17 protein-coding genes are annotated in these 25,132 nt (G+C 69.4%); 6 read left to right on the plus strand and 11 right to left on the minus strand.

Annotated elements, in window-relative coordinates; genetic code table 11:
* Window positions 1–51 precede the first annotated feature (51 nt).
* Window positions 52–1,017: an NAD(P)-dependent oxidoreductase gene (locus MW290_RS17605; RefSeq protein ID WP_250199002.1), complete on the plus strand. Its 966-nt coding sequence runs from the start codon at window positions 52–54 to the stop codon at window positions 1,015–1,017.
* Between the two features lie 14 nt (window positions 1,018–1,031).
* Here the strand turns inward: MW290_RS17605 and MW290_RS17610 are convergent, their stop codons facing one another.
* Together MW290_RS17610 and MW290_RS17615 are read right to left on the minus strand one after the other, a co-directional pair.
* Window positions 1,032–3,881, minus strand: coding sequence for a valine--tRNA ligase (locus MW290_RS17610; protein WP_250199003.1), 2,850 nt, complete (start codon window positions 3,879–3,881; stop codon window positions 1,032–1,034).
* Window positions 3,882–3,961: 80 nt separating this feature from the next.
* Window positions 3,962–4,939 (minus strand): GMP reductase, encoded by a 978-nt coding sequence (locus MW290_RS17615; RefSeq protein ID WP_250199004.1) that lies wholly within the window; start codon window positions 4,937–4,939, stop codon window positions 3,962–3,964.
* A 302-nt stretch (window positions 4,940–5,241) separates the two neighbouring features.
* On the opposite strand from MW290_RS17615, the gene mdtD reads away from it, so the two are divergent.
* A complete protein-coding gene (mdtD, locus tag MW290_RS17620) occupies window positions 5,242–6,645 on the plus strand; it encodes a multidrug transporter subunit MdtD (RefSeq protein ID WP_259373491.1) in 1,404 nt (467 codons plus the stop codon).
* Here mdtD and MW290_RS17625 read toward each other — a convergent pair whose 3' ends face one another.
* Window positions 6,646–7,698 (minus strand): extracellular catalytic domain type 2 short-chain-length polyhydroxyalkanoate depolymerase, encoded by a 1,053-nt coding sequence (locus MW290_RS17625; RefSeq protein WP_250199005.1) that lies wholly within the window; start codon window positions 7,696–7,698, stop codon window positions 6,646–6,648.
* A gap of 39 nt (window positions 7,699–7,737) precedes the next feature.
* Window positions 7,738–8,796, minus strand: coding sequence for a patatin-like phospholipase family protein (locus tag MW290_RS17630; RefSeq protein WP_250199006.1), 1,059 nt, complete (start codon window positions 8,794–8,796; stop codon window positions 7,738–7,740).
* Between the two features lie 65 nt (window positions 8,797–8,861).
* Here MW290_RS17630 and MW290_RS17635 point away from each other — a divergent pair, with 65 nt between their 5' ends.
* Entirely contained in the window at window positions 8,862–11,183 is a 2,322-nt protein-coding gene (locus MW290_RS17635) for a UvrD-helicase domain-containing protein (RefSeq protein ID WP_250199007.1), read from the plus strand.
* Window positions 11,184–11,203: 20 nt separating this feature from the next.
* Here MW290_RS17635 and MW290_RS17640 read toward each other — a convergent pair whose 3' ends face one another.
* The 4 genes from MW290_RS17640 to MW290_RS17655 form a co-directional block, all read right to left on the minus strand.
* Complete coding sequence (locus MW290_RS17640) at window positions 11,204–11,782, minus strand: RES family NAD+ phosphorylase (RefSeq protein WP_250199008.1); 579 nt, start codon at window positions 11,780–11,782, stop codon at window positions 11,204–11,206.
* Window positions 11,783–11,793: 11 nt separating this feature from the next.
* Window positions 11,794–12,267 carry a hypothetical protein gene (locus MW290_RS17645; RefSeq protein WP_250199009.1) on the minus strand — a complete coding sequence of 158 codons (474 nt, stop codon included), beginning with the start codon at window positions 12,265–12,267 and terminating at the stop codon, window positions 11,794–11,796.
* A gap of 14 nt (window positions 12,268–12,281) precedes the next feature.
* Window positions 12,282–12,596 (minus strand): hypothetical protein, encoded by a 315-nt coding sequence (locus MW290_RS17650; RefSeq protein WP_250199010.1) that lies wholly within the window; start codon window positions 12,594–12,596, stop codon window positions 12,282–12,284.
* A 71-nt stretch (window positions 12,597–12,667) separates the two neighbouring features.
* A complete protein-coding gene (locus MW290_RS17655) occupies window positions 12,668–15,505 on the minus strand; it encodes an ATP-binding protein (RefSeq protein ID WP_250199011.1) in 2,838 nt (945 codons plus the stop codon).
* Window positions 15,506–15,739: 234 nt separating this feature from the next.
* Between MW290_RS17655 and MW290_RS17660 the strand changes: the two genes are divergently transcribed.
* The gene (locus MW290_RS17660; RefSeq protein WP_250199012.1) at window positions 15,740–17,521 is read left to right on the plus strand and encodes an amidase family protein; all 1,782 of its coding nucleotides are present in this window, start codon (window positions 15,740–15,742) and stop codon (window positions 17,519–17,521) included.
* A gap of 114 nt (window positions 17,522–17,635) precedes the next feature.
* Window positions 17,636–19,885 (plus strand): PhoX family protein, encoded by a 2,250-nt coding sequence (locus MW290_RS17665; protein WP_250199013.1) that lies wholly within the window; start codon window positions 17,636–17,638, stop codon window positions 19,883–19,885.
* Between the two features lie 67 nt (window positions 19,886–19,952).
* Here the strand turns inward: MW290_RS17665 and MW290_RS17670 are convergent, their stop codons facing one another.
* Genes MW290_RS17670 through MW290_RS17680 form a run of 3 tightly spaced genes read right to left on the minus strand, consistent with a single transcriptional unit; the run spans window position 19,953 to window position 22,065 of the window.
* Window positions 19,953–20,771 (minus strand): BPSS1780 family membrane protein, encoded by an 819-nt coding sequence (locus MW290_RS17670; protein WP_250199014.1) that lies wholly within the window; start codon window positions 20,769–20,771, stop codon window positions 19,953–19,955.
* 16 nt (window positions 20,772–20,787) lie between these two features.
* The gene (locus MW290_RS17675; RefSeq protein ID WP_250199015.1) at window positions 20,788–21,756 is read right to left on the minus strand and encodes a homoserine kinase; all 969 of its coding nucleotides are present in this window, start codon (window positions 21,754–21,756) and stop codon (window positions 20,788–20,790) included.
* A 6-nt stretch (window positions 21,757–21,762) separates the two neighbouring features.
* Window positions 21,763–22,065, minus strand: a complete 303-nt coding sequence (locus MW290_RS17680; RefSeq protein WP_250199016.1) for a DUF2782 domain-containing protein — start codon at window positions 22,063–22,065, stop codon at window positions 21,763–21,765.
* A gap of 49 nt (window positions 22,066–22,114) precedes the next feature.
* Between MW290_RS17680 and polA the strand changes: the two genes are divergently transcribed.
* Complete coding sequence (gene polA / locus MW290_RS17685; RefSeq protein WP_250199017.1) at window positions 22,115–24,976, plus strand: DNA polymerase I; 2,862 nt, start codon at window positions 22,115–22,117, stop codon at window positions 24,974–24,976.
* The last annotated feature ends 156 nt before the right edge of the window (window positions 24,977–25,132 follow it).

Below are 25,132 nucleotides of genomic sequence, written 5' to 3' on the forward strand. Positions count from 1 at the left end.
TGTGGCACGCAGAAAATATGCCATCGGGCAAGTTTGCCTACCGCATGTGACATGGACGTTCTGATCCTGGACACATTCGACGGGCCGGTGTTGCGGTGGTTGTCCGAGCGGCACCGCGTGCACCATGCGCCCGAGCTGGCGCACGACCCGGAGGGGCTGCGCCAGGCGCTGGCTACCACCGCCGCGCTGGTGGCGCCGCCTTCGCTGCGCATCGACGGCCTGCTGCTGAGCTGGGCGCCGCACCTGCGTGCCGTGGCGCGCATCGGCGCCGGTCAGGCCGCCCCGATCGACTTCGATGCCTGCGAACGCGCTGGTGTCGAGTTGCTGCGCAACGGCGCCGCCCACGCCACCGCCCATGCCGAGTTTGCGATCGGTGCGCTGCTGGCCCAGTGGCGCCGCAGCGATGCTGCGCAGGCCGATGGCGCCGCGGCGGCGCGCGAGATCGGGGGCGCCACCGTGGGCCTGTTCGGCATGCAACCGGGCTCGCGGGCGCTGGCCGCCCTGCTGCAGGCCTTTGGTGCGCGCGTGGTGGGCTACGACCCCTCGCTGCACGCCAGCGATGCGCTGTGGCCGCGCTGGCAGGTCGAGCCGTTGCCGCTGCGCGACTTCATGGCCGCCTGCGACGCGGTGTGCGTGCTGCTGCCCATGTTCAGCCGCTACCGCGGCCTGCTGGGCGAGCGGGTGCTGGCCAGCTGCAAGCCTGAGCAGGTGCTGGTCAGCCTCACGCATTCCTCGGTGTTCGACGAGCAGGCCCTGGCCGAAGCGATGGGCGACGGCCGCGTGGCCGGCGTGTGGTTCGACGATGCCGAGGCCGGCCTGTGCGACGACGGCCGGCCGCTGCACGGCCTGCCCGGCGTGCACGTGACGCCGCGGTTGGCCGATGCCACCCGCGAATCACGCGAGCGCAGCGCCTGGGCCGTGGCGCGCCGCATCGACACGCTGCTGACGCCCTGGCGTGCCCATGGCGACAGCACCGCGGCGGCGCCGCTGATGGCGCTGTCGCCGCGCGCGGCCTGAGCCAGCGCAGCGAGTTAGGGGGCCGTGGCTTCCAGGCGCGCCACCTGCGCCTGCAGGCGCTGCACCGTCTGGCTGAAGTCGGCCAGGCGCTGCTTTTCCTGCTCCACCACCGCGGCCGGGGCGCGGGCGACGAAGCTCTCGTTGCCCAGCTTGGCATGGGCCTTGGCGATCTCGCCTTCCAGCCGCGCGATTTCCTTGGCCAGGCGCGCCTTCTCGGCGGCCACGTCCACTTCCACGTGCAGCGCCAGGCGGATGTCGCCCAGCACCGACACCGGGGCGGTGGCGGTCGCCTGGTCGAAGGCGGCTTCGTCGGCCAGCACCTGCACATCGGACAGCTTGGCCAGCGCCTTCAGCAGCGGGGCCACCTGCTGCACGAAGGCGGCGTCGCCCAGCGTGATCAGCGGCACCCGCTCGGCGGGCGACAGGTTCATTTCGGCGCGCAGGTTGCGGCAGGCGCCCACCGTGGCCTTGAGCCGCGCCATCCAGGCGATGGCGGCTTCGTCGATCTTCTCCGGTTGCGCCTGCGGATAGGCGGCGGTGACGATGGACGGGCCTTCGCGGCCGGCCACCGGCGCCACCGTGTTCCACAGCTCGGCGGTGATGAAGGGCGTGATCGGGTGCAGCAGCCGCAGCACCGCTTCCAGCGTGCGGATCAGCGTGCGGCGGGTGGCGCGCTGCTGGGCTTCGGTGCCGGTCTGGATCTGCACCTTGGCCACTTCCAGGTACCAGTCGCAGTACTCGTCCCACACGAAGCTGTAGATCGTGTTGGCCACGTTGTCGAGGCGGTACTCGGCAAAGCCCTGGGCCACCGCGGCTTCCACCTTCTGCAGCTCGCTGCTGATCCAGCGGTCGGCCTGGCTGAACTGCATGTAGCCGTGGAAGGCGCCGCCGGGCGCGCATTCGGCCTTGGTGTGCTCGGCCAGGCCGCAGTCCTGGCCTTCGCAGTTCATCAGCACGAAGCGGGTGGCGTTCCAGAGCTTGTTGCAGAAGTTGCGGTAGCCCTCGCAGCGCTTGCTGTCGAAGTTGACGCTGCGGCCCAGCGTGGCCATGGCCGCGAAGGTGAAGCGCAGCGCATCGGCGCCATAGGCCGGAATGCCCGCCGGGAACTCCTTCTCGGTGGCCTTGCGCACCTTGGGCGCCGTCTCGGGCTTGCGCAGGCCCACCACGCGCTTGTCCAGCAGCGGCGCCAGTTCGATGCCGTCGATCAGGTCCACCGGGTCGAGCACGTTGCCTTCGCTCTTGCTCATCTTCTTGCCCTGCGCATCCAGCACCAGGCCGTGGATGTACACGTGGCGGAAGGGCACCTGACCGGTGAAGTGCTTGGTCATCATGATCATCCGGGCGACCCAGAAGAAGATGATGTCGTAGCCGGTGACCAGCACGCTGCTGGGCAGGAAGAGGTCTTGCAGGGTCGTCTTTTCGGGCCAGCCCAGGGTGCTGAAGGGCACCAGCGCCGACGAGTACCAGGTGTCCAGCACGTCCTCGTCGCGGCGCAGCGCGCCGGTGTAGCCGGCGGCCGTGGCGCGCTCACGCGCTTCTTCTTCGCTGCGGGCGACGAAGAGTTCGCCGCCGTCGCCGTACCAGGCCGGAATCTGGTGGCCCCACCACAGCTGGCGGCTGATGCACCAGTCCTGGATGTTCTTCATCCATTGGTTGTAGGTGTTCACCCAGTTCTCGGGCACGAACTTCACCTCGCCCGAGCTCACGGCCTCGATGGCTTCTTCGGCGATGCTCTTGCCGTTGGCGCCGGCCTTGCTCATGGCCACGAACCACTGGTCGGTGAGCATGGGCTCGATCACCTGGCCGGTGCGGGCGCAGCGCGGCACCATCAGCTTGTGCTTCTTTACCTCCACCAGCAGGCCTTCGGCCTCCAGCTGGGCGACGATCTGCTTGCGCGCGACGAAGCGGTCCAGGCCCACGTAGGCGGCCGGGATCTCGGGCACTTCGGCGCCGCTGACCTTGGCTTCCAGGTCGAAGATGGTGAGCATGGGCAGGCCGTGCCGCAGGCCCACCTGGTAGTCGTTGGTGTCGTGCGCCGGGGTGACCTTGACCACGCCGGTGCCGAAGGCCTTGTCCACGTAGTCGTCGGCGATCACCGGCACCAGGCGGCCGGTGACGGGCAGGCGCACCTGCTGGCCGATCAGGTGGGTGTAGCGCTCGTCTTCCGGGTGCACCATCACCGCGGTGTCGCCCAGCAGGGTCTCGGGCCGGGTGGTGGCCACCACCAGCGACTCGCTGCTGCCCTCGATCGGGTAGCGGATGTGCCACAGGCTGCCGTCTTCCTCTTCGCTTTCCACCTCCAGGTCGGAGACGGCGGACTTGAGGATGGGGTCCCAGCTCACCAGCCGCTTGCCGCGGTAGATCAGGCCTTCTTCGTACAGCCGCACGAAGGTCTCGGTGACCACCTTGGACAGCTTGTCGTCCATGGTGAAGTACTCATGGTGCCAGCTCACGCTGTCGCCCATGCGGCGCATCTGCTGCGTGATGGTGGAGCCGGACTGCTGCTTCCACTCCCACACACGCGCGACGAAGTTCTTGCGGCCCAGGTCGTGGCGGCTCTGGCCCTGGTCCTGCAGTTGGCGCTCCACCACAATCTGCGTGGCGATGCCGGCGTGGTCGGTGCCCGGCACCCACAGCGTGTTGAAGCCGCGCATGCGGTGGTAGCGCGTCAACGAGTCCATGATGGTCTGGTTGAACGCATGGCCCATGTGCAGCGTGCCGGTGACGTTGGGCGGCGGCAGCTGGATGCTGAAGCTGGGCTTGGACGCATCCAGCGTGGGCTCATAGACGCCGCTCTTCTCCCACAGCGGCCCCCAGTGGGCCTCGATCGCGGCGGGTTCGAAGGACTTGGCGAGTTCGGTCATGGCAGGAAAGTCCGGTGCGCCGGCCCGCGGTGGCGGGCTGGCGCGAGGGCGTTGCAGGGGATGACCGATTGTAGGCGGGGCTACATCAGCAGATGCTCGCCGGCGTTGTCGCCGCCCAGGATGACGTAGTTGACCCGCCGCACGTCTGCCAGCCCCGTGCCGCCGGCGTACGAGATCGAGCTTTGCAGGTCTTCGCGCATCTCGCGCAGGGTGTCGGCCAGGCGGCCCTTGACCGGCTCCAGGATGCGCTTGCCTTCCACGTGCTTGTACTCGCCCTTGTTGAAGTCGGACGCCGAGCCGTAGTACTCCTTGTACAGCTTGCCGTCGACTTCCACCGTCTGCCCGGGCGACTCTTCATGGCCGGCGAACAGCGAGCCGATCATCACCATGCTGGCACCGAAGCGCACGCTCTTGGCGATGTCGCCATGGTCGCGGATGCCACCGTCCGCGATGATGGGCTTGGTGGCCACGCGCGAGCACCACTTCAGCGCCGACAGCTGCCAGCCGCCGGTGCCGAAGCCGGTCTTCAGCCGCGTGATGCACACCTTGCCGGGGCCGATGCCCACCTTGGTGGCGTCGGCGCCCCAGTTCTCCAGGTCGATCACCGCCTCGGGCGTGCCCACGTTGCCGGCGATCACGAAGGTCTTGGGCAGCTTGTGCTTGATGTGCTCGATGGTGCGGCGCACGCTTTCGGCATGGCCGTGGGCGATGTCGATGGTGATGTAGTCGGCGCCCACGCCTTCGGCGGCCAGGCGGTCGATCACCTCGAAGTCGGCCGGCTTGACGCCAGAGCTGATCGACACGAACAGCCCCTTGTCGCGCATGCGGCGGGCGTAGGCCACGTTGTCCACGTCGAAGCGGTGCATCACGTAGAAGTAGCCGTTGGCCGCCAGCCACTGGCTGATCGGCTCGTCCACCACCGTCTTCATGTTGGCCGGCACCACCGGCAGGTTGAAGCGGCGGCCGCCAAACTCGATGGACGTGTCGCATTCGCTGCGGCTGTCCACGCGGCATTTGCGCGGCAGCAGCAGCACGTTGTCGTAGTCGAAGATTTCCATGGTCAGGCTCCTTTGAAACGTCGGAACCTGTGACCAGACCGATCGCGCCCGAGCGGCACGCCAAGGCGTTCCGAATCTAGGCGCCAAGCGCAGCCATAGTCTGACTATGGCGAGCATTGGCAACGACGAGTCGGGGCGACAGGGCGCGTCGAGCGGGGGTGAGTGGTTTGGTCGCAGGTTCCAGTAGTGAGCGCTTGACTTGGAACCCGGCCCGGGCACCGGAAGTGCCCCAGAAAAAACCGGGCACCAAAATTTGGGCCCGGTGACTGATTCTACGCGCCAGCCTGAGCAAGGACCTTCTCGTGCTTGATACCCGCACACGCCGACTGCTGCCCTGGCTGGCCGCGGTCGCGTTCTTCATGCAGACCCTGGATGCCACCATCCTGAACACCGCGCTGCCCAGCATGGCGCGCAGCCTGGGCGAGAGCCCGCTGCGCATGCAGTCGGTGGTGGTGGCCTACATGCTTACCACCGCGCTGCTGATCCCGGCCTCGGGCTGGCTGGCCGACCGCTTCGGCACGCGGCGGGTGTTCCTGTCGGCCATCGGGCTGTTCTCGCTGGGCTCGCTCTTCTGCGCGCTGGCGCCCACGCTGCCCACGCTGGTGGCCGGGCGGGTGGTGCAGGGCCTGGGCGGCGCGCTGATGCTGCCGGTGGGCCGGCTGGCCATCCTGCGCAGCTTTCCGCGGGCCGAGCTGCTGAAGACGCTGGCCTTCGTCTCCATCCCCGGGCTGTTCGGGCCGCTGGTGGGTCCGCCGCTGGGCGGCTGGCTGGTGGAAGTGGCCAGCTGGCACTGGGTGTTCCTGATCAACCTGCCGGTGGGCCTGCTGGGCCTGGTGCTGACCACCCGCTACATGCCCGACCTGCGCGCACCCGAGCGGCCGCGCTTCGACGGCCGCGGCTTCATCCTGTTCTCGCTGGGCCTGATGATGGTGTCGCTGGCGCTACAGGGTCTGGGCGAGCGGGCCTTCAGCACCGCGGTGTCGGTGCTGCTGCTGGTGGCCGGCCTGGCGGCCATGTGCGGCTACTGGCTGCATGCGGCACGCGCCGACCACCCGCTGTTCGGGCTGCAGCTGTTCCGCATCCCCACCTTCGCGGTGGGCATCGCCGGCAATCTGTTCAGCCGGCTGGGCAGCGGGGCGATGCCTTTTCTCACGCCGCTGTTCCTGCAGGTGGGTCTGGGCTATTCGCCCTCGACCGCGGGGCTGAGCATGGTGCCCACGGTGGCTGGGGCCATGGTGGCCAAGCGTTTTGCCGAGCGGCTGATCAACCGCTTCGGCTACCGGCAGGTGCTGGTGGTCAACACCTTGCTGCTGGGCAGTCTGATCGCCGGCTTCTCCCTCATCGGGCGCGGTACGCCGCATGCGCTCATCCTGCTGCACCTGGCGCTGTTCGGCGTCGTCAACTCGCTGCAGTTCACCGCGATGAACACGCTGAGCCTGAGCGACCTGGACGACCGCAACGCCAGCAGCGGCAACAGCCTGCTATCGGTGGTGATGCAGCTGTCGATGAGCCTGGGCGTGGCCGCCGCCGCCAGCCTGCTGCTGGCCTTCAATCCGCAGGCGCTGGAAGGCGAGGCACTGATGCCGGCCTTCCACCGCACCTACCTGTGCGTGGGCGCGCTGTCGGTGATGGCCTCGTGGATCTTTTTCCAGCTGGGCCGGCACGAGCGGCCCAGCGGCCCGGCCTCGCAGGAGGTGGAGGCGTGATCAAGGCTGCGTGAGCCGCTCCACCATTGCGCGGATGGCCGACAGCTGCACGCCGCTGCGGGTGGCGAACACCGGGCTGGTGTAGCCCCACCAGTCCCAGCAGCCCTTGGGGTTGAAGGGCACCTGGGTGGCCACCGCCTGCGGGTACAGCACGACCAGGCGGTTGCTGTCGGCCCAGCGGTTGTAGCCCGCCGACTTGTAGACGTCGCTGCCCACCACGGCGGCGCCCTGACGGCAGCCGTGGAACACCACGTGCACCGCGCAGCCGCGGCCCTGCGGCTGGCAGGCCTGCGGCACGTAGACGAAGCCGGTGGCATCGAGCCCGCTGGCCTCGTTGCCGAAGGCGCGCTGGTCGAAGGGCCGCACCGTGGCCGACAGCGGCTCGGCCGCGGGCCGCAGCCGGCCCTGCAGGTGCTGCAGCACGGCCTTCGGCTGGTCGTAGGGCTGGCCGCGCACGGTGCAGCGCTCGATGTAGGGCGGGCCGTTGCTGCCGCAGGCGCCGCCGAAGTCGGGCGCCAGGAAGGCATGGCCCGCGGGCAGCCGGCCCACCCATTGCAGCCGCGTGGGCGGCACGCCGGCCGCGACGTAGAAATCGCGGGTGGCCGCCATCACCGGCGGCTTCACCGTCTCGTCATGCGTGCCGCTGAACAGGTAGATGCGCTGCGCAGCCACCCCGGCGGCCGGGTCTGCCTGGCCCAGCGCGGACTGCACCAGTGCTGCGCCCCAGGAGGCACTGCCCAGCGGCGTGCCGCTCATGCAGCCTTCGACGCCGCCGTTGCCCGGCAACCAGGCACACAGGTAGGGCCCGCCTGCGATGACGCCGACACCCCGCACGCTGGCCGAGAACGCCACGCCGTACTGCACGGCCATGAAGCCGCCCGACGACAGGCCGGAGACGGTGGTGCGGTCGGCATCGGCATGCAGCACCGGCAGCTCGTCGGCGGCCTGAGCGGCTTGTGCGGCCAGCACCAGGCACGCCAGCAGACACGCCAGCCAGGCCAGGCGCCGCCAGCGCGCCGGCAGGGGAGCGATCAGGTTGTTGCGGTGCAGCATGTACCGCAGCATCCTGCGGCACCGGCCGTGGCGCATCCGTCAAAGTGTGGATGACGCCACCTGGGCCAGCGATACACCGCTGGCCTGGCCTACACGGGCGGCGGGCCCGGCCAGCCAGGCCTGGGCCTCGGCGCGGCCGGCATCGCGCAGGCGCTGCAGGAAGGGCAGGTGGGCGATCAGCCGTGTTTCACCGTTCAGCGCCGCCAGCGTAGCCTGGCCGTCCACCAGGTGCCAGCGGGCGCGCGCCAGGCGGCCCGCCAGCCCGGGTTGCGGCCACCACGGCTGGCCAAGGGCCGATTGCATCTCGTGCAGGAGCGCCAGCTCGCGCAGGAAGGGCGCCTGGAAGGCGATGTCCATGGCCCGCTCGCGGATCTCGGCCGCACTGCGCGGTGTGCGGGCATGGCTGCGCGGTGCCAGCAGCACCAGCAGGGTGTCGGGCGCGCAGGCGGGGTCCTGCAGCAGCGGCAGCAGCGCGGGGTTGGCGCTGTAGCCGCCGTCCCAGTAGGGTTGGCCGTCCACCAGCACCGTGTGGTGCAGCGTGGGCAGGCAGGCCGAGGCCAGCACGGCCTCCACGCTCAGCCGCGGGCGCTCGAACACCTGCAGCCGGCCGCTGTTCACCTCGGTGGCGGCAATCTTCAGCCGCGGGCCGCGGCGGTGGGCGCGCAGCCGCTCGAAATCCACCTGCGCGGCCAGCACGTCGCGCAGCGGGTTGCGGTCCAACGGGTTGAGCTGGTGCGGCGCAAACGCCTGGGTCCAGCGCATCAGCAGCCGCGCGGCCGGGCTCAGGCTGGGCGACTCGTCGCCGCCGGTGGTCAGCCACTCGAAGGGCAGGTGGCTGCCGATGGCGGTCCAGAAGCGGTCGAGCGCCGCGCGGGCGCCCTCGGTTCCGCCCTCCATCAGGCCCTGCGCCAGCACCACCGCGTTCATCGCCCCGGCGCTGCTGCCGCTCAGCGCCTGCAGCGCGAAACGGTCGGCTTCCAGCAGCGCGTCCAGCACGCCCCAGGTGAAGGCGCCGTGAGCGCCGCCGCCCTGCAGCGCCAGGTTCAGCGGCGTTCTTGCGGCGCCGCGCCGCCATGTCAACCAGGAAGACAAGCCCATCGGCCCAGCATGCCACGCGGGCGTGGCAGCCGGCTCGTCGGCACCCCCCTCCTAGAATCGGGCCGATGCAAGACGACCCGCTGCTGCGCAACCTGAACCCTGAACAACTGGCCGCGGTGACGCTGCCAGCCCAGCCGGCCCTGATCCTGGCCGGTGCCGGTTCGGGCAAGACCCGCGTGCTGACCACCCGCATCGCCTGGCTGCTGCAGCAGGGCGCCATCACGCCCGGCGGCGTCATGGCCGTCACCTTCACCAACAAGGCCGCCAAGGAGATGATGACGCGGCTGTCTGCCATGCTGCCCGTCAACGTGCGCGGCATGTGGATCGGCACCTTCCACGGCCTGTGCAACCGCTTCTTGCGCGCGCACTGGAAACTGGCGGGCCTGCCGCAGTCGTTCCAGATCCTGGACACGGCCGACCAGCTGTCGGCGGTCAAGCGCATCGTCAAGGCGATGAACCTGGACGAAGAGCGCTATGTGCCCAAGCAGCTGAGCTGGTTCATCGCCGGCAGCAAGGAAGAAGGCCTGCGCCCGCGCGACGTGCCGGTGCGCGACGAGCACACCCGCAAGATGGTGGAGGTGTACCAGGCCTACGAAGACCAGTGCCAGCGCGAAGGCGTGGTCGACTTTGCCGAGCTGATGCTGCGTACGTATGAGCTGCTGCGCGACAACGACCCGCTGCGCGCGCACTACCAGCACCGCTTCAGCCATGTGCTGGTAGACGAGTTCCAGGACACCAACCGGCTGCAGTACGCGTGGCTGAAGATGTTCGCGCCCCCCGGCAACGGCCAGGGCGTGTTCGCGGTGGGAGACGACGACCAGAGCATCTACGGCTTCCGGGGTGCGCTGGTGGGCAACATGGCCGACTTCGAGCGCGAGTACCGCGTCGAGCGGGTGGTCAAGCTGGAGCAGAACTACCGCTCCTTCGGCAACATCCTCGACGCCGCCAATGCGCTGATCGCCCACAACAGCCGCCGCCTGGGCAAGAACCTGCGCACCGATGCCGGCCCTGGCGAGCCGGTGCGCGTGGTGGAAAGCACCAGCGACTTCGGCGAGGCGCAGTGGGTGCTGGAAGAGATCCAGCAGCTGCACCGCGGCGGCCTGGCGCGCAAGGAAATCGCGCTCCTCTACCGCAGCAATGCGCAGTCGCGGGTGATCGAGAGTGCGCTGTTCAATGCCGGCATTCCGTACCGCGTGTACGGCGGTCTGCGCTTTTTCGAGCGCGCCGAAGTCAAGCATGCGCTGGCCTACCTGCGGCTGATCGAGAACCCGAACGACGACACCAGCTTTCTGCGGGTGGTCAACTTTCCGGCCCGCGGCATCGGCGCGCGCACCATCGAGCAGCTGCAGGACGCCGCCCGCGGCACCGGCCGCAGCCTGTACCAGAGCGTGGGCGCGGTGGCCGGCAAGGGCGGCAGCAATCTGGCCGGCTTCGTCGGCCTGGTCGAGCGCCTGCGCGAGCGCACCCGTGGCCTGACGCTGCGCGAGATCATCGAGCACATGCTGCACGATGCCGGCCTGATCGACTTCTACCGCACCGAGAAGGAAGGCCAGGACCGCATCGAGAACCTGGAGGAACTGGTCAACGCCGCCGAGGCCTTCGTCACGCAGGAGGGCTTCGGCAAGGACGCGGTGGCGCTGCCGGTGGACGAGCATGCGCCCGGCACGCTGAGCGGCGATGCGCCCGCACCCGGCCCCGACCTGACGCCCGATGCCGAGACCGGCGAGATCGTCTCGCCGCTGGCGGCCTTCCTCACCCACGCGGCGCTGGAGGCCGGCGACAACCAGGCCCAGGCCGGCCAGGACGCGGTGCAGCTGATGACCGTGCACTCGGCCAAGGGCCTGGAGTTCGATGCGGTGTTCATCACCGGCATGGAAGAGGGCCTGTTCCCGCACGAGAACGCGCTGAGCGACAGCGACGGGCTGGAAGAAGAGCGGCGGCTGATGTACGTGGCCATTACCCGGGCACGGCAGCGGCTGTACCTGAGCTTCAGCCAGACCCGCATGCTGCACGGCCAGACGCGCTACAACGTCAAGAGCCGCTTCTTCGACGAGCTGCCCGAGCATGCGCTGAAGTGGCTCACGCCCAAGCAGCAGGGCTTCGGCTCGGGCTTTGCGCGCGAGTACCAGCAGGCCTGGCAGCGTGGCAGCGGCTTCGGCTCGATGGTGGGCGCCGGCCGCGTGGCCCCGGCGCCGCCGCCGCTGGTGCCCAAGGCGCCCAGCCATGGCCTGCGGGTGGGCCAGTCGGTGTTCCACACCAAGTTCGGCGAAGGCCTGATCCTGACGCTGGAAGGCCAGGGCGACGATGCCCGCGCGCAGGTGAACTTCGGCCGCCACGGCATGAAGTGGCTGGCGCTGTCGGTGGCCAAGCTGACGCCGGTGGATTGAGTGCGGCTGTAGACCGTGGCTTAGGGTACCAGCGGGACCAGCGAGCGCCGAGCCACCTCGGCGACCCACTTGCTTACCGCGCCTTGACGGTTGGCAAGGGGAGTGCGCCACAGGGCTTTCATGGCCCCTGCGGGAGGGTCGAACAGCACCACGCAGTCTTGTGCGAAGTGCTGTGCAGAGCGGTAGATCAACCCGCTGAAGCCCGCCTGCTTGGCCTCTGCGGCAAGCGCTTGTGTCTCGGAGAAGCGCAGCGACTGCAGCACCGGCCATGCTGATGCGTGTGGCCGAAGGTCGCCCAGAACGAACTCAGACCGCGTCTGAACAGCGAGTAGCTCACGGAACTGAAGCCCGGCGATGGACACGCCGGTGCTTTCGCGTCGGAAAACCGCCTCGAGCAATGCAGTGTCTGGCGCCTCCGCCAAGTAGGCGCATGGGACCCTGGCAAGGTCGAATCGACCAGAGAGTGAGCCGATCGGCGCAAGGTGCAAGGGACCGCGCGCGACGCTTTCTCCAACCAAAGCAGTGCGCTGCGTGCGGAACAGGGATTGGCCCTGGGCCAGGAGATGAGGTGCAAGGTATTCGAGGTCTGCGAGCTTCATGAGCTGGGGCGTCAGCTGCTCTCCGTTCCAGCCAGGGTGATCGCACGGTCCTGCAGGCCTCGCTCGATGGCTTCGCGCGGCGTCGCGCCGTCCAGACCCGGGTGAGGCGTTTCCAAGAAGGTGAGCACGGCCCATCCTTCTGCGGTGCCCAGGGCCTTGGTCAGCTTCGGCAGCGCTTCCCACATGGGGACCTCAAACTGCCACTTCGGCAACCTGAACCCCCGCTTGACGCGGGTCAGCCCAATGGCTCGCCCGCTGCCAATCCAGGCATTCATCGTCACGCGACTGGTACCGGTCATTTGCGCTGCTTCTTCCGTCGACACCATGTCGCCAGCGTCCAGCCGCTGCTGGCGCATCGCCAGGCTGTCGGCCAGCAGGGCTTTGGTAGCTGCGACGGAAACGAAGTCGTTGGAGGTCGTGGACTTGGTGCGGACCCTCACGCTGCCGCGGGAGTCCGTTGAGATAAGGTGAGGTGCAAACTTCATCGGGGCAACTCTGCTCAGGGAAGGTTGCGTGCGTCAACCTTCGCCGCGTGGAAAAACGCCCCGTTGCGTTGCGCGGCGGTTGTCACGAACGCAGCGCGCGCCTTCACCATCGGAAGGCGGCCGGCCAGCTTGCGCAGGAGGCGTGATGCTTCTTGAAGCCGTCGTGCAGCCTCAGCGAATGCGTTGGCATTCAGGTCATCGAACACCGAGCAAAAGCCAGCCAGGGCAGCTAAACAACTGTCAAAGGCTGTCTGACCGCTCTCGTCCAATGAGCTACGGGAGACTCGCCCGAGGTTGCCGATGATGATGACGCTATTGACGGAGGCCATGTCAAGTACGATAGGTTCGTAAAGTTGGTAGTGTAGGCCGATTCCACGAGCCCGCGACCAACCGGTCCCTTTTAGCCGTCTTTCGTAGGTCGTCCATCCAGCCAGTGCAGCAGCAGCCGGTACAGCGCCGCCGGGTCCACCGGCTTGCTGATGAAGTCGTCCATGCCGGCGGCCTCGCACAGCGCGCGGTCCTCGGCAAAGGCGTTGGCGGTCATCGCGATCACCGGCAGCGTGTCGTTCGGCATCTGCCGGCGGATCTCGCGGCAGGCGTCCAGGCCGTCCAGCACCGGCATCTGCATGTCCATCAGCACCAGGCGGTAGCCACCCTGCAGCGCCATGGCCACGGCCATCTCGCCGTTCGTGGCCACGTCCACCAGCAGGCCCGCTTCCTCCAGGATGGCCTGCGCCACCTCGGCATTGACGGGGTTGTCCTCGGCCACCAGCACCCGCGTGCCGGCATGGCGGCGGCGCAGCGCCTCCTCGGCATCGCCCTCAGGCCGCGGCGCCGCGGCATCGACGCCGGCCGCTGAACGCTGCAGCCGCGCCGTGAACCAGAAGGTGCTGCCACCGCCCGGCCGGCTGGTGGCGCCCGCATCGCCGCCCATCAGCCTGGCCAGCCGGCGGGTGATGGCCAGGCCCAGCCCGGTGCCGCCAGCGCGCCGCGTGCGGGCACGGTCGGCCTGCTCGAACGGCTCGAACAGCCGCGGCATGGCCTCGGGGTCGATGCCGGTGCCGGTGTCTTCGACCTCGAAGCGCAGCAGCGCGCTGCGGCCGTCTTTTTCCAGCAGACGCGCGCGCAGGGTCACGCTGCCGCGGTCGGTGAACTTGATGGCGTTGTTGGCGTAGTTCAGCAAGGCCTGCTGCAGCCGCGTGGGGTCGCCCAGCAGGTCGCGCGGCATGTGGTCCACCTCGCTGTGCAGCCGCAGCTGCCGGGCCTCGGCCCGCTCGCCAAGCATCGACAGCACGTTGGACACGGTGGATTCCACCCGCAGCGGCACCGTCTCCAGCGTCATCTTGCCGGCCTCGATCTTCGACAGGTCGAGCACGGCGTTCAGCACTTCCAGCAGGTGGCGGGCCGCCACCTCCAGCTTGAGCAGGCGGTCGGCCTGCCGGGGGCTCAGGTCCTCGCGCCGGATCAGGTGGGCCATGCCGATCATCGCGTTCAGCGGCGTGCGGATCTCGTGGCTCATGTTGGCCAGGAAGGCGGTCTTGGCCAGGCTGGCAGCCTCGGCGCGCTGGCGGGCCTCGGCCAGCTGGGCGGTGCGGCGCTCCACCGTCTCCTCCAGCTGCTGGCGGTGGGCGTCCAGCGCCTGCTGGGCTTGCCGGCGGTCGGCTTCTCGGTCGAAGTTGTCGAGCGCAAAGCTGATGTTGGCTGCCAGGTCCACCAGCAGGTGCCGAGTCTCAGGGTCGAAGGCCTGGGTCTCGCCGGCGCAGATGGTCAGCGCACCCACCACGCGCCCGCCACGGCGCACCGGCAGCGCGGCCAGGGCCTGCAACTCGGCCTGTGTCGCCAGGGTCTGCCAGGCTTGCGCAGGGGCGTCGGTGGGCAGGTGCTGGCACCACAGCGGCTCGCCGCTGCGCAGGGCCTGCTCATCGGGCGCCTGCATGGGCGCTTGCATAGGTGCGGGGCTCTCCGCCAGCAGGCGCTGCGGCAGGTCCGCGGGCGCGCCGGCCTGGGCCTGCAGCTGCAGGCGGCCATCGGCATCGGCCAGGCTCACCCAGGCCAGGCGCATGCCGGCTGCTTCGATGATGGCGTCGCACACCGCAGCGAACAGCGTGGCCTGGCTGTCGCTGCGCGCCACCGCTGCGTTGCACTGCGACAGGCAGCGGTAGAAGCCGGCCTGCCGCACGACCTTGGCTCGCGCAGCCATGGTGTCGGTGACGTCGAGCGCCACGCCGTCCCAGAAGATGGCGCCGTCGGGGCGGCGCTGCGGGTGCGATCGCACGTCCAGCCAGCGCACCGTGCCGTCAGGCAGGTTGAAGCGCTGCGTGGCGTGGAAGTCGGTCAGCTGGGCGGCGCTGCGGGCCTCTTCCTCGGCGTAGCGCGGCTGCATCTCGGGCGCCAGCATCGCGAACAGTGGGCTGGCGTCACGCATCACGTCGGCGGGCGACAGGCCGAAGGTGCGCTGGATGCCGCTGCTGACATGGTCGAAGTGGCGGTGGCCATCGGCCAGCGTGTAGCGGTAGATGAAGCCGGCCGGCAGGTTGTCGCCGATCAGGCGCAGCTGCTGTTCGCGCTGCTGCAGGTCGGCCGCGCCGGCCCGGTGGTCTGCCTCGATGCGCTGGGAGTTGATGCTCACCAGCGTCAGCGTGACCAGCTGCACCGACAGGATCTGCGCCAGTGCGTAGACGCTGCCGAAGCTCTTGATGGTTTCGAAGGCGGTGCTGACGTCGGCCAGCTCCTGGGCCGCCCGCACCAGCGTGATCAGCGCAAACAGCAGCAGCCACAGCGCCAGCAAGCGGTCGTTGGAGCCGAAGTAGGGTGGGCGCCGCCGCAAGGTGACGGCCACGGTGGCGCTGTTGATGGCGGCCGAGAAGAGGCAATAGCAGACGATGCGGGCGCCCAGCTGTCCGGCGTCCAGGCTCAGGTAGCTGAAGGGCAGCAGGAACGCCAGCGCCACCGCCGCCTCCAGCCCCGGGCCGACGCGCCAGCCGCGGAACTGCAGCATGCCGCGCAGCAGCATCAGGTGGCCGGTCATCAGCACCGCATTGCGGCCCACCCGGGTGGCCCACGTGGGGGGCAGCACGCCCGGCACCAGCAGCGCCGCGCCCAGCGCCAGGCAGGCGATGCCGCCCGTCCAGAAGCCGAAGCCGGGGTAGGTCCTGCGGGTGCACAGCACCACGGCCATCACCACGGCGGCTGCCGAAGACAGCAGCGCGTTGGTGATCAACAGCGTGGTCGCATCCACAGTGGAGGTCCCTGATCCCGGTTGGACGCGCATCCTAAGGCGCCCCGCAGCGGCGGCGCCAGGGGCGCTTGCCGCGGTCTTCCGACGGGTCGCCCAATTGGTTGCTTTACGCACGCATTCGTGCGCGCAACCTGGCTTCACACGGGCACGATCGTTGCGTTCTGCCGGCACCTGCCCGTGTGACGGTCTTCCTCGTGGTGAGGCGCCGGCGCGGGTGGCAGGAGCAGTACCCCCATGACCCGAGCCCCCGATTCCACGTTCTTCGCTGGCCGCCGCCGCTGGCTGGCCCTGGGCACCAGCAGCCTGATGCTGGCCGTGCTGGCCGCCTGCGGCGGCGACGATGGCGTCTATCTCGATCCCAACCGCAAGCCGTTCCCGCTGGTGGAAACCACGGTGGCCCAGTTCCATGAGGCCATGAGCAAGGGCCAGGTGTCCTGCCGCGACATCGTGCAGGGCTACCTGAATCGGATTTCCGCCTACGACAAGGACCCGAGCACCGCTTTTCCGTCCAGCCCCGCGCTCAAGAGCGTGATCCTGGCCAACCCCAAGGCGCTGGCCGAGGCCGATGCGCTGGACCAGCGCTACTTCGGCAGCGGCCGCCTGGCCGGCCCGCTGCACTGCGTGCCGGTGATCGTCAAGGACAACGTCGACACCGGCGACATGCCCACCACCGCCGGCTCGCTGGCGCTGGCGGCCAACCAGCCGCCGGACGACGCCTTCATCGTCAAGAACATGAAGGCCAAGGGTGCCATCGTGCTGGGCAAGGCCAACCTCGATGAGTTCGCCTTCGGCTTCGGCGGCGCCTCGGCGCTGGGCGGCCGCGTGGCCAATGCCTACATCCCGGCCAACAGCCCGGGTGGCTCGTCGTCGGGCACCGGCACCGCGGTGGCGGCCAGCCTGGCGATGATCGGCATCGGCACCGACACCGGCGGTTCGGTGCGTGTGCCTTCGGCGGTGGAAGGCCTCTTCGGCATCCGGCCCACGCTCCGCCTGGTCAGCCAGGACGGCATCGTGCCGCTGGCCCACTCGCAGGACACGGCGGGCCCGCTGTGCCGTGCGGTGGCCGACTGCGCGCTGCTGCTCGATGCGATGGTGGGCTACGACGCCAGCGCCTTCAGCGGTCAGCGCAGCGCCAAGGCCTACGACGCGCCGCTGGTGGCCGACGCCGCCGCCTACGCCACGATGACCCAGGTGCCCAAGAGCTACACCGCCGAGCTGAAGGCCGATGGCCTGAAGGGCGCACGCATCGGCGTCGTGCGGGCGATGTTCCCCACCGCCACCGCGGCCAACCAGGCCTTCCTCGACACGCTGGAAGCCGCGCTGACCAGGATGCGCGAAGCCGGCGCCATCGTGGAAGACGTGGTCATCACCGACAACCGCATCGTCATCGGCGCGGCGTCGGCGCCGATCGAAGGCAACCCGGGCAGCTTCGCCAGCCTGTCGGCCTACGAGTTCTCGGCCGACCTGACGGCCTACCTGTCGTCCTGGCCTTCCACCACCGACCAGCACCTGCGCAGCACGCAGGAGGTGGCCACCGCGCTGGCGGCCTTCCCGTCGGAGGCCACGGTGCTGCGCTCATTCAACGGCTACCTGGCCAATGGCGCCGCGTTGTCCGACACCACCAGCGCTGCCTACCTGACCTGGCAGCGCAACCTGAAGCCGCGTGACGCCTACGTGATCCCGCGGGTGCTGGCCGCGCTGGACAACAAGGACTTTGCCACCGGCACCGCCAAGGGCCCCGCATACGACGTGCTGGTGTACCCGGTGCTGCAGGGCTTCAACGGTGCCAGCGTCAACTCGGGCAGCAACAACCGGTTGAGCCCGTTCAGCGGCTTCCCGGCCATGGCCTTCCCGGCCGGCTTCGCCAAGGCCACGGCCAGCGCCACGGTGGCCGAGCCGGTGGCCTTCGAGATGCTGGGCCGCGAGTTCGCCGAGGGCACGCTGATCCGCCTGGGCTATGCCTGGGAGATGCTGGCCAAGCCGCGCGTGGCGCCGCCCACCACGCCGGAGCTGTAAGCCGGCTGTCCGTGCAGGGGCGTGTCATGCGTTGGTCACACGCATGTCACGTCCCTTTCATCGTCGGCCGAGAACATCGCGGGCTTGTCTGCCCTAGCACCCGCGAGGTTTTCCTTGATCAAGCCGAACGACTACGAACTGCGCTACGTCGACCCCGATACCGTCGACCACAACCCCACCCGCAACGCCAGCTTTGACACGGTGCTGCAGGCGCGGCTGTCGCGCCGCTCCATCCTGCGCGGCAGCATCGGCACGGCCGCCACCGCGCTGCTGGGCGGCATCGGCCTGTCGGCCTGCGGCAGCGACAGCGACGACGACACCCCGCAGATGGTGACGGCGCTGTCTTTCACCCCCGTGGCCAAGAGCGTGGCCGACGTCTGCAGCGTGCCCACCGGCTACACGGCCACCGTGATCTACGCGCTGGGTGACCCGCTGACCGCCAGCACCACCGCCTACAAGAACGACGGCACCGACGGCGACTTCGACAACCGCGCCGGCGATCACCACGACGGCATGGAGTACTTCGGCCTGTCGTCCGACGGCACCCGCCGCGACCCCAACGGCTCCGACCGTGGCCTGCTGGCCATGAACCACGAAGCCACCAGCCACGCCGGCAACGAGCGCGCATCGGCCTTCGTGCATGCCAACGGCGGCACCAACACGCTGCCGCGCCCGGCCGCCGAAATCGACCGCGAAGTGCCGCTGCACGGGGTGTCGATCGTGGAGGTGCGCAAGACCAACGGTGTCTTCGGCACCGTGCAATCCTCTGGCTACAACCGCCGCATCACGCCGCTCACCCCGGTGGAGCTGTCCGGCGCCGCCCGCGGCAACGCGCTGATGAAGACCCGCTTCTCCACCACGGGCACCAGCGCCCGCGGCACGCTGAACAACTGCGGCACCGGCATCACGCCCTGGGGCACGCTGCTCACCGGCGAAGAGAACTGGGCCGGCTACTTCTTCCGCTCCAGCACCGACAACGCGGCCCGCGGCGACAAGAGCGTGACTTCGCTCAACCGCTACGGCCGCACGCAGGGCTCGGCCAGCCGCCACGGCTGGGAAACCGGCGGTACCGACGACAAGTACGTGCGCTGGAACATCAGCAAGACGGGCACCTCGGCCGACGGCAGCGACGACTACCGCAACGAGCTGAACACCTTCGGCTACCTGGTCGAGATCGACCCGTACGACAAGACCAAGGCCATCAAGAAGCGCACCTCGCTGGGCCGCTTCGCGCACGAGAGCGCCGCCTTCAGCAAGCTGGTGGAAGGCAAGCCGCTGGCCGTGTACATGGGCGACGACTCGCGCGGCGAGTACATCTACAAGTGGGTGTCGGCCGCCAACTGGGCCGCCGCCGATGCCAACGCCAGCGACCGCGTGGCCGTGGGCGACAAGTACCTGGACAGCGGCAAGCTGTATGTGGCCAAGTTCAATGCCGATGGAAGCGGCACCTGGATCGAGCTGTCGATCGACAACGCCACCATCAAGAACTACACCGGCTACGCCTTTGCCGACCAGGCCGACGTGGTGGTGAATGCCCGCCTGGCGGCCGACGCCGTGGGCGCCACCAAGATGGACCGCCCGGAGTGGTGCGCCACGCACCCCACCACCGGCGAGGTGTACTTCACCCTCACCAACAACAGCAACCGCAAGGTGGACGCCAGCGGCAGCTCGCAGATGGTGGTGGACGCGGCCAACCCGCGCGCCTACACCGACAGCTACGCCGGCGGTGCCGCCGGCTCGCCGGGCAACCTCAACGGCCACATCGTGCGCGTGGCCGAGACCGGCGGCGACGCCGCGGCCACCGGCTTCAAGTGGGACGTGTACCTGTTTGGTGCCGAGTCGGGTGCCGATGCCGGCAAGGTGAACCTGTCGTCGCTGACCGCCGACCAGGACTTCTCCAGCCCCGACGGCCTGTGGTTCAGCAAGGCCAGCGGCCTGTGCTGGATCCAGACCGACGACGGCGCCTACACCGACGTCACCAACTGCATGATGCTGGCCGGCATCCCTGGCACGGTGGGCGACGGCGCCGCCAAGACGCTGGCCTACACCAAGGCCGACGGCAGCGCGCTGAACGTGACCACCTACGTGGGCAAGACGCCGACCCCGGCGACGCTGCGCCGCTTCCTGGTGGGCCCGAAGGACTGCGAGCTGACCGGCTGCACCGAGACGCCGGACGGCCAGACGCTGTTCGTCAACATCCAGCACCCGGGTGAGACCATCACCTCCGCCAACGTGGCGGACCCCAGCAAGTACCTGAGCCACTGGCCGGGCAACGCCGGCTACGGCGCCGGCGGCACCACCGCCCGCCCGCGCTCGGCCACCGTCGCCATCACCAAGAACGGTGGCGGCGTGGTGGGCAGCTGAGGCCTCAAAGCCCTGAGATGCAGAAAGCCGGCGTGAGCCGGCTTTTTTGCTTTGGGCGGGGGCTGGGTTACTCCGGCTGCCCGAACGTATCGACAAAGCTGAAGTACAGCGACACGTAGAAGGCCACGGTGAACATCAGTGCGGCGGGCATGGCGGCCACGCCCACCAGCTGGCGGGCGCCGATCAGCGAGAACACGGTGGCGGTGATGATGCCGAAGGCGCCCACCACCAGCGCCCAGGCCACGCCGTACATGAAGAAGGCGCCCTTGGTGCGCCACACCGCCAGCGTGCTGGAGAACAGCGACTGCGCCAGCCCCTGGCCGCCCCACCACACCAGCGCCGGCGCATGCCAGAACGGGATGGCCAGCAGCGCCGCCAGGCCGAAGCGCACCAGCAGGCCGTTGACCAGGGCCGGGTCGGCCAGCAGGCGCTGCACCTCGGCCTCGTTCGCGCTGTCGGTGCCCTGGCCACCGGCCATCAGCTCCTGCAGGCGGTCGAAGCGGCCACCGTCGATGCTGTTGCTCAGCCAGATGATGAGCAGCGTGACCAGGGCATAGAGCGCGCACAGCATCAGCAGCGACTTGCGGCGGCGCTGGGCCTCGGGCTGGCCGGCGCCCGCGCGCAGCGGCTCGATCAGCTGGCCCGGGTGCACCGGCCCGCCGGCCAGCGCCGAGCGGGTGGCGATCATGTAGCCCAGCGACAGCAGCGGCAGCGCCAGCACCAGCAGCAGGCCGCCGGCCGGCAGCGCCATGGCCAGCACGCCGACGAACATGAAGCTGATGAACAGGCTGGCCAGTGCCATCGGCCGCTTGAAGAAGGCGCGAAAGCCTTCGCGCGTCCAGGCGATGCCCTGGCGCGGGGCAACCTCGTGAAGATGGAACGTCATGGCGATGGGGCGGGGTTCAGCGCGCCGGGTGCCAGGGCTTGTCGATGCGTGCCCGCAGCACCCGTTCGAAGTGGGTGGGATCGTGGGGCTTGAGCAGCGCCGCATCACGCGGCAGGTGGAAGTCCCACAGCCGCGAGGTCCAGAAGCGCAGCGCCGCGGCCCGCAGCATCGCCGGCAGCAGCCGGTGCTCGTTGCCGTCCAGCGGGCGTTGGCTCTCGTAAGCGGCCACGAAGGCGGCGGCGCGTTCTTCCACCAGGGCGCCGCTGTCCAGGTCGATGCACCAGTCGTTCAGGCACACCGCGATGTCGAACAGGAAGCTGTCGACACCGGCGAAATAGAAGTCGAAGAAGCCGGTGAGCCGCTCATGGCCGGGCAGGCCCGCGAACATCACGTTGTCGCGGAACAGGTCGGCATGGATGGGCCCGCACGGCAGCGCCTGGCACGCGGGCGAGGCGGCCAGCGACTGCTGGAAGGCCAGCTCCTCGGTGATCAGCGCATGCTGGCCGGGCTGCAGGTGCGGCAGCACGGTGGGAATGGTCTCGGTCCACCAGGCCAGGCCGCGCAGGTTGGGCTGCTGGCGCGGGTAGTCCTGTCCGGCCAGGTGCATGCGCGCCAGCATGCTGCCCACCTGCTGGCAGTGGTGCAGGTCGGGCGCCAGTTGATGGCTGCCTTCCAGCTTGTCCACCAGCGCGGCGGGCTTGCCCTTGAGGGTGTGCAGGATGCGGCCCTGCGCATCGGCGCGAGGGTTGGGCACCGGAATGCCGCGCTGCGCCAGGTGCTGCATCAGGTGCAGGTAGAAAGGCAGCTGCTCGAAGCTCAGCCGCTCGAACACCGTGAGCACGTATTCGCCACCGTCGGTGGTGACGAAGTAGTTGGTGTTCTCGATGCCGGCGCGGATGCCGCGCAGTTCAGTCAGCTGGCCGACGCCCAGCGGGGCGATGAAGTTGCGGGCCTCGTCGGTGGAGACCTCGGTGAAGACGGCCACTTCGCGTCAGAACGAGAGCACGGTCCACACCCGCTGGCCGGCCGCGCCGCGGCTGGCCCCGGCGGCCTGCACCATGTTGCGGGCGCCGTCGGCGGGGATGATCTCGTACTCGGCGGCGCCGCCCTTGGGGCGCACCACCAGGCGCTGCGTCTGTCCGCGCACCCGCAGTTCCTCGATGCGCACGCCGTCGTCCTCGATCACGGTTTGTTGCACCTTGGGCTCGATCGGCTCGGCCACGGCGTTGCCGTGTACGGCCGACAAGGCCAGGAGGGACGCCGCATACGGCAGCAGGAAACGGGCGGGGCTCATACCCGGGATTCTAGCGAGGCGGCTGCCGGCGCCGTCGCACAATCACCCAATGACCGAGACGACCAACGCCCCCGGCAACGACGCCCACCGCACGCCCGAGCCCGACGTGGCGCCGCCCACCACGCTGCTGCTGGTGGACGGCAGCAGCTACCTGTACCGCGCCTACCATGCGCTGCCCGACCTGCGCGGGCCCGACAATTTCCCCACCGGCGCACTGCACGGCATGGTGTCCATGCTCACCCGGCTGCGGGCGCAGTTCCCGGCGGTGCATGCCGCCTGCGTGTTCGACGCGCCGGGCAGGACCTTCCGCGACGACCTGTACCCCGAGTACAAGGCCAACCGCGCCAGCATGCCCGAGCCGCTGGCGCAGCAGATCAAGCCCATCCACGAGGTGGTGCGGCTGCTGGGCTGGCCGGTGCTGGAGGTGCCCGGCATCGAGGCCGACGACGTCATCGGCACGCTGGCGCGCACCGTGGCCGCGCGCGGCGGCAAGGTGGTGATCTCCACCGGCGACAAGGACCTGGCGCAGCTGGTGGACGAGCAGGTGGTGCTGATCAACACCATGAGCAACGAGTCGCTGGACATCGCCGGCGTGCAGGCCAAGTTCGGCGTGCCGCCCGGGCGCATCGTCGACTACCTGACGCTGATCGGCGACACCGTGGACAACGTGCCCGGCGTCGAGAAGGTGGGCCCCAAGACCGCCGCCAAGTGGCTGGCCGAGCACGGCTCGCTGGACGGCGTGGTGGCCGCGGCCAGCGGCATCAAGGGCGTGGCCGGCGAGAACCTGCGCAAGGCCCTGGACTGGCTGCCGATGGGCCGCGAGCTGGTGACCATCCGCACCGATTGCGACCTGGCCGCCCACGTGGCCGGCTGGCCGGGCGAAGACGCGATGACCGCGCTGCACTTCGCCGAGCCCGACAACGCGGCGCTGCTCGACTTCTACGCCCGCTACGGCTTCAAGACGCTGCGCCGCGAGCTGGAAGCGCGCATGTCGGCCACGCGGCAGATGTTCGCCTCGGCCGACGAGCCCTTTGCGGAGGGCCGCGGCGACCCGGCGCAGCCCGCGGTGGGCGCGGGCGAGTCCGCCAAGGTGGAGGGCAGCTACGAGACCGTGACCACCTGGGAGCGGCTGGACCACTGGCTGCAGCGGCTGCAGGCCGCGCCGCTGGCGGCGCTGGACACCGAGACCGATTCGCTGGACCCGATGCATGCGCGCATCGTCGGCATCAGCTTCGCGTTGCAGGCGCATGAGGCGGCCTACGTGCCGCTGGCCCACAACTACGCCGACGCGCCCGACCAGCTGCCGCTGGACGAGGTGCTGGCCCGGCTGAAGCCCTGGCTGGAGGACGCCGCCGCCGGCAAGATCGGCCAGAACGTCAAGTACGACACCCACGTCCTGGCCAACCATGGCATCCATGTGCGCGGCTGGCGCCACGACACGCTGCTGCAGAGCTATGTGCTGGAGGCTCACCTCACCCACAGCCTGGAAAAGCTGGCCGACCGCCACCTGGGCCGCAAGGGCCTGAGCTACGAGGACATCTGCGGCAAGGGCGCCAAGCAGATCCCGTTCGCGCAGGTGGACGTGCAGACCGCCACCACCTACAGCGGCGAAGACAGCGAGATGGTGCTGGACCTGCACCGGGTGCTGTGGCCGCAGATCGAGCAGCAGCCGGCGGCCGCCCCCGGCCTGCGCTACGTGTACGAGCAGATCGAGCTGCCCACCAGCGAGGTGCTGCAGCGCATCGAGCGCCACGGCGTGCTGGTGGACGCGGCCGCGCTGGCGCGCCAGAGCCAGCAGCTGGCCGAACGCATGATGGCGCTGGAGCAGGAGGCCTACGAGATCGCCGGCCAGCCCTTCAACCTGGGCAGCCCCAAGCAGATCGGCGAGATCCTGTTCAACCGCCTGGGCCTGCCGGTGCAGAAGAAGACCGCCAGCGGCGCACCGTCCACCGACGAAGAGGTGCTGGAGAAGCTGGCCGCCGACTACCCGCTGCCGGCCCGGCTGCTGGAGCACCGCAGCCTGTCCAAGCTCAAGGGCACCTACACCGACAAGCTGCCGCTGATGATCAACCCCAACACCGGCCGCGTGCACACCAACTATGCGCAGGCGGTGGCGGTGACGGGCCGGCTGTCCAGCAACGACCCCAACCTGCAGAACATCCCCATCCGCACGCCCGAGGGCCGGCGCGTGCGCGAGGCCTTCATTGCGCCCGAAGGCCATGTGATCGCCAGCGCCGACTACTCGCAGATCGAGCTGCGCATCATGGCCCACATCAGCGAAGACCCCGGCCTGCTGGCCGCTTTTGCCGAGGGCCGCGACGTGCACCGGGCCACCGCGGCCGAGGTGTTCGGCGTGGCGCTGGACCAGGTGCGCAACGAGCAGCGCCGCTATGCCAAGGTCATCAACTTCGGGCTGATCTACGGCATGGGCGCCTTCGGCCTGGCCAGCAACCTGGGCATCGACCAGAAGGCGGCCAAGAACTACATCGACCGCTATTTCGACCGCTTTGCTGGCGTCAAGCGCTACATGGATGAGACCCGCGCCAGCGCCGCCGAACGCGGCTATGTGGAAACGCTGTTCGGCCGCCGCATCGTGCTGCCCGAGATCCAGGGCGGCAGCGGCCCGCGCCGGGCCGCGGCCGAGCGCCAGGCCATCAATGCGCCGATGCAGGGCACCGCGGCCGACCTGATCAAGCTGGCGATGATCGCGGTGCAGGCCGAGATCGACCGCAGTGCCAAGGCCACCCGCATCGTGATGCAGGTGCATGACGAACTGGTGTTCGAGGTGCCCGAGGCCGAGGTGGACTGGGTGCGCACCGAGGTGCCGCGCCTGATGGCCGGCGTGGCGCAGCTCAAGGTGCCCTTGCTGGCGGAAGTCGGACTGGGTCCGAACTGGGACAAGGCCCACTGAAATCACGCCTTCAAGCGGCGCCCGCGGCCGCTGCTTGAGCCGGAACAGAGATGTAAACGGAGTGTTACTCGCGGGAACCGAGTTGTAACAGCAGGCCGAAGATCCTCGGGTCGCCAGAGCGTGCGTGCTGCAGCGCTGGCCTGACGCCAAGATCGG

The organism is Aquincola tertiaricarbonis, assembly GCF_023573145.1.
In the GTDB taxonomy this organism is placed as follows: domain Bacteria; phylum Pseudomonadota; class Gammaproteobacteria; order Burkholderiales; family Burkholderiaceae_C; genus Aquincola; species Aquincola tertiaricarbonis_B.

Excerpts from the sequence above, each read along its gene's own strand:
- MW290_RS17630 (WP_250199006.1), bottom strand. The coding sequence starts at position 8,796 with ATGGGCTTGTCTTCCTGGTTGACATGGCGGCGCGGCGCCGCAAGAACG.
- MW290_RS17670 (WP_250199014.1), bottom strand. The coding sequence starts at position 20,771 with ATGACGTTCCATCTTCACGAGGTTGCCCCGCGCCAGGGCATCGCCTGG.
- MW290_RS17615 (WP_250199004.1), bottom strand. The coding sequence starts at position 4,939 with ATGGAAATCTTCGACTACGACAACGTGCTGCTGCTGCCGCGCAAATGC.
- MW290_RS17625 (WP_250199005.1), bottom strand. The coding sequence starts at position 7,698 with ATGCTGCACCGCAACAACCTGATCGCTCCCCTGCCGGCGCGCTGGCGG.
- MW290_RS17680 (WP_250199016.1), bottom strand. The coding sequence starts at position 22,065 with ATGAGCCCCGCCCGTTTCCTGCTGCCGTATGCGGCGTCCCTCCTGGCC.
- MW290_RS17635 (WP_250199007.1), top strand. The coding sequence starts at position 8,862 with ATGCAAGACGACCCGCTGCTGCGCAACCTGAACCCTGAACAACTGGCC.
- MW290_RS17650 (WP_250199010.1), bottom strand. The coding sequence starts at position 12,596 with ATGGCCTCCGTCAATAGCGTCATCATCATCGGCAACCTCGGGCGAGTC.
- MW290_RS17640 (WP_250199008.1), bottom strand. The coding sequence starts at position 11,782 with ATGAAGCTCGCAGACCTCGAATACCTTGCACCTCATCTCCTGGCCCAG.
- MW290_RS17610 (WP_250199003.1), bottom strand. The coding sequence starts at position 3,881 with ATGACCGAACTCGCCAAGTCCTTCGAACCCGCCGCGATCGAGGCCCAC.
- MW290_RS17605 (WP_250199002.1), top strand. The coding sequence starts at position 52 with ATGGACGTTCTGATCCTGGACACATTCGACGGGCCGGTGTTGCGGTGG.
- MW290_RS17660 (WP_250199012.1), top strand. The coding sequence starts at position 15,740 with ATGACCCGAGCCCCCGATTCCACGTTCTTCGCTGGCCGCCGCCGCTGG.
- polA (WP_250199017.1), top strand. The coding sequence starts at position 22,115 with ATGACCGAGACGACCAACGCCCCCGGCAACGACGCCCACCGCACGCCC.
- MW290_RS17645 (WP_250199009.1), bottom strand. The coding sequence starts at position 12,267 with ATGAAGTTTGCACCTCACCTTATCTCAACGGACTCCCGCGGCAGCGTG.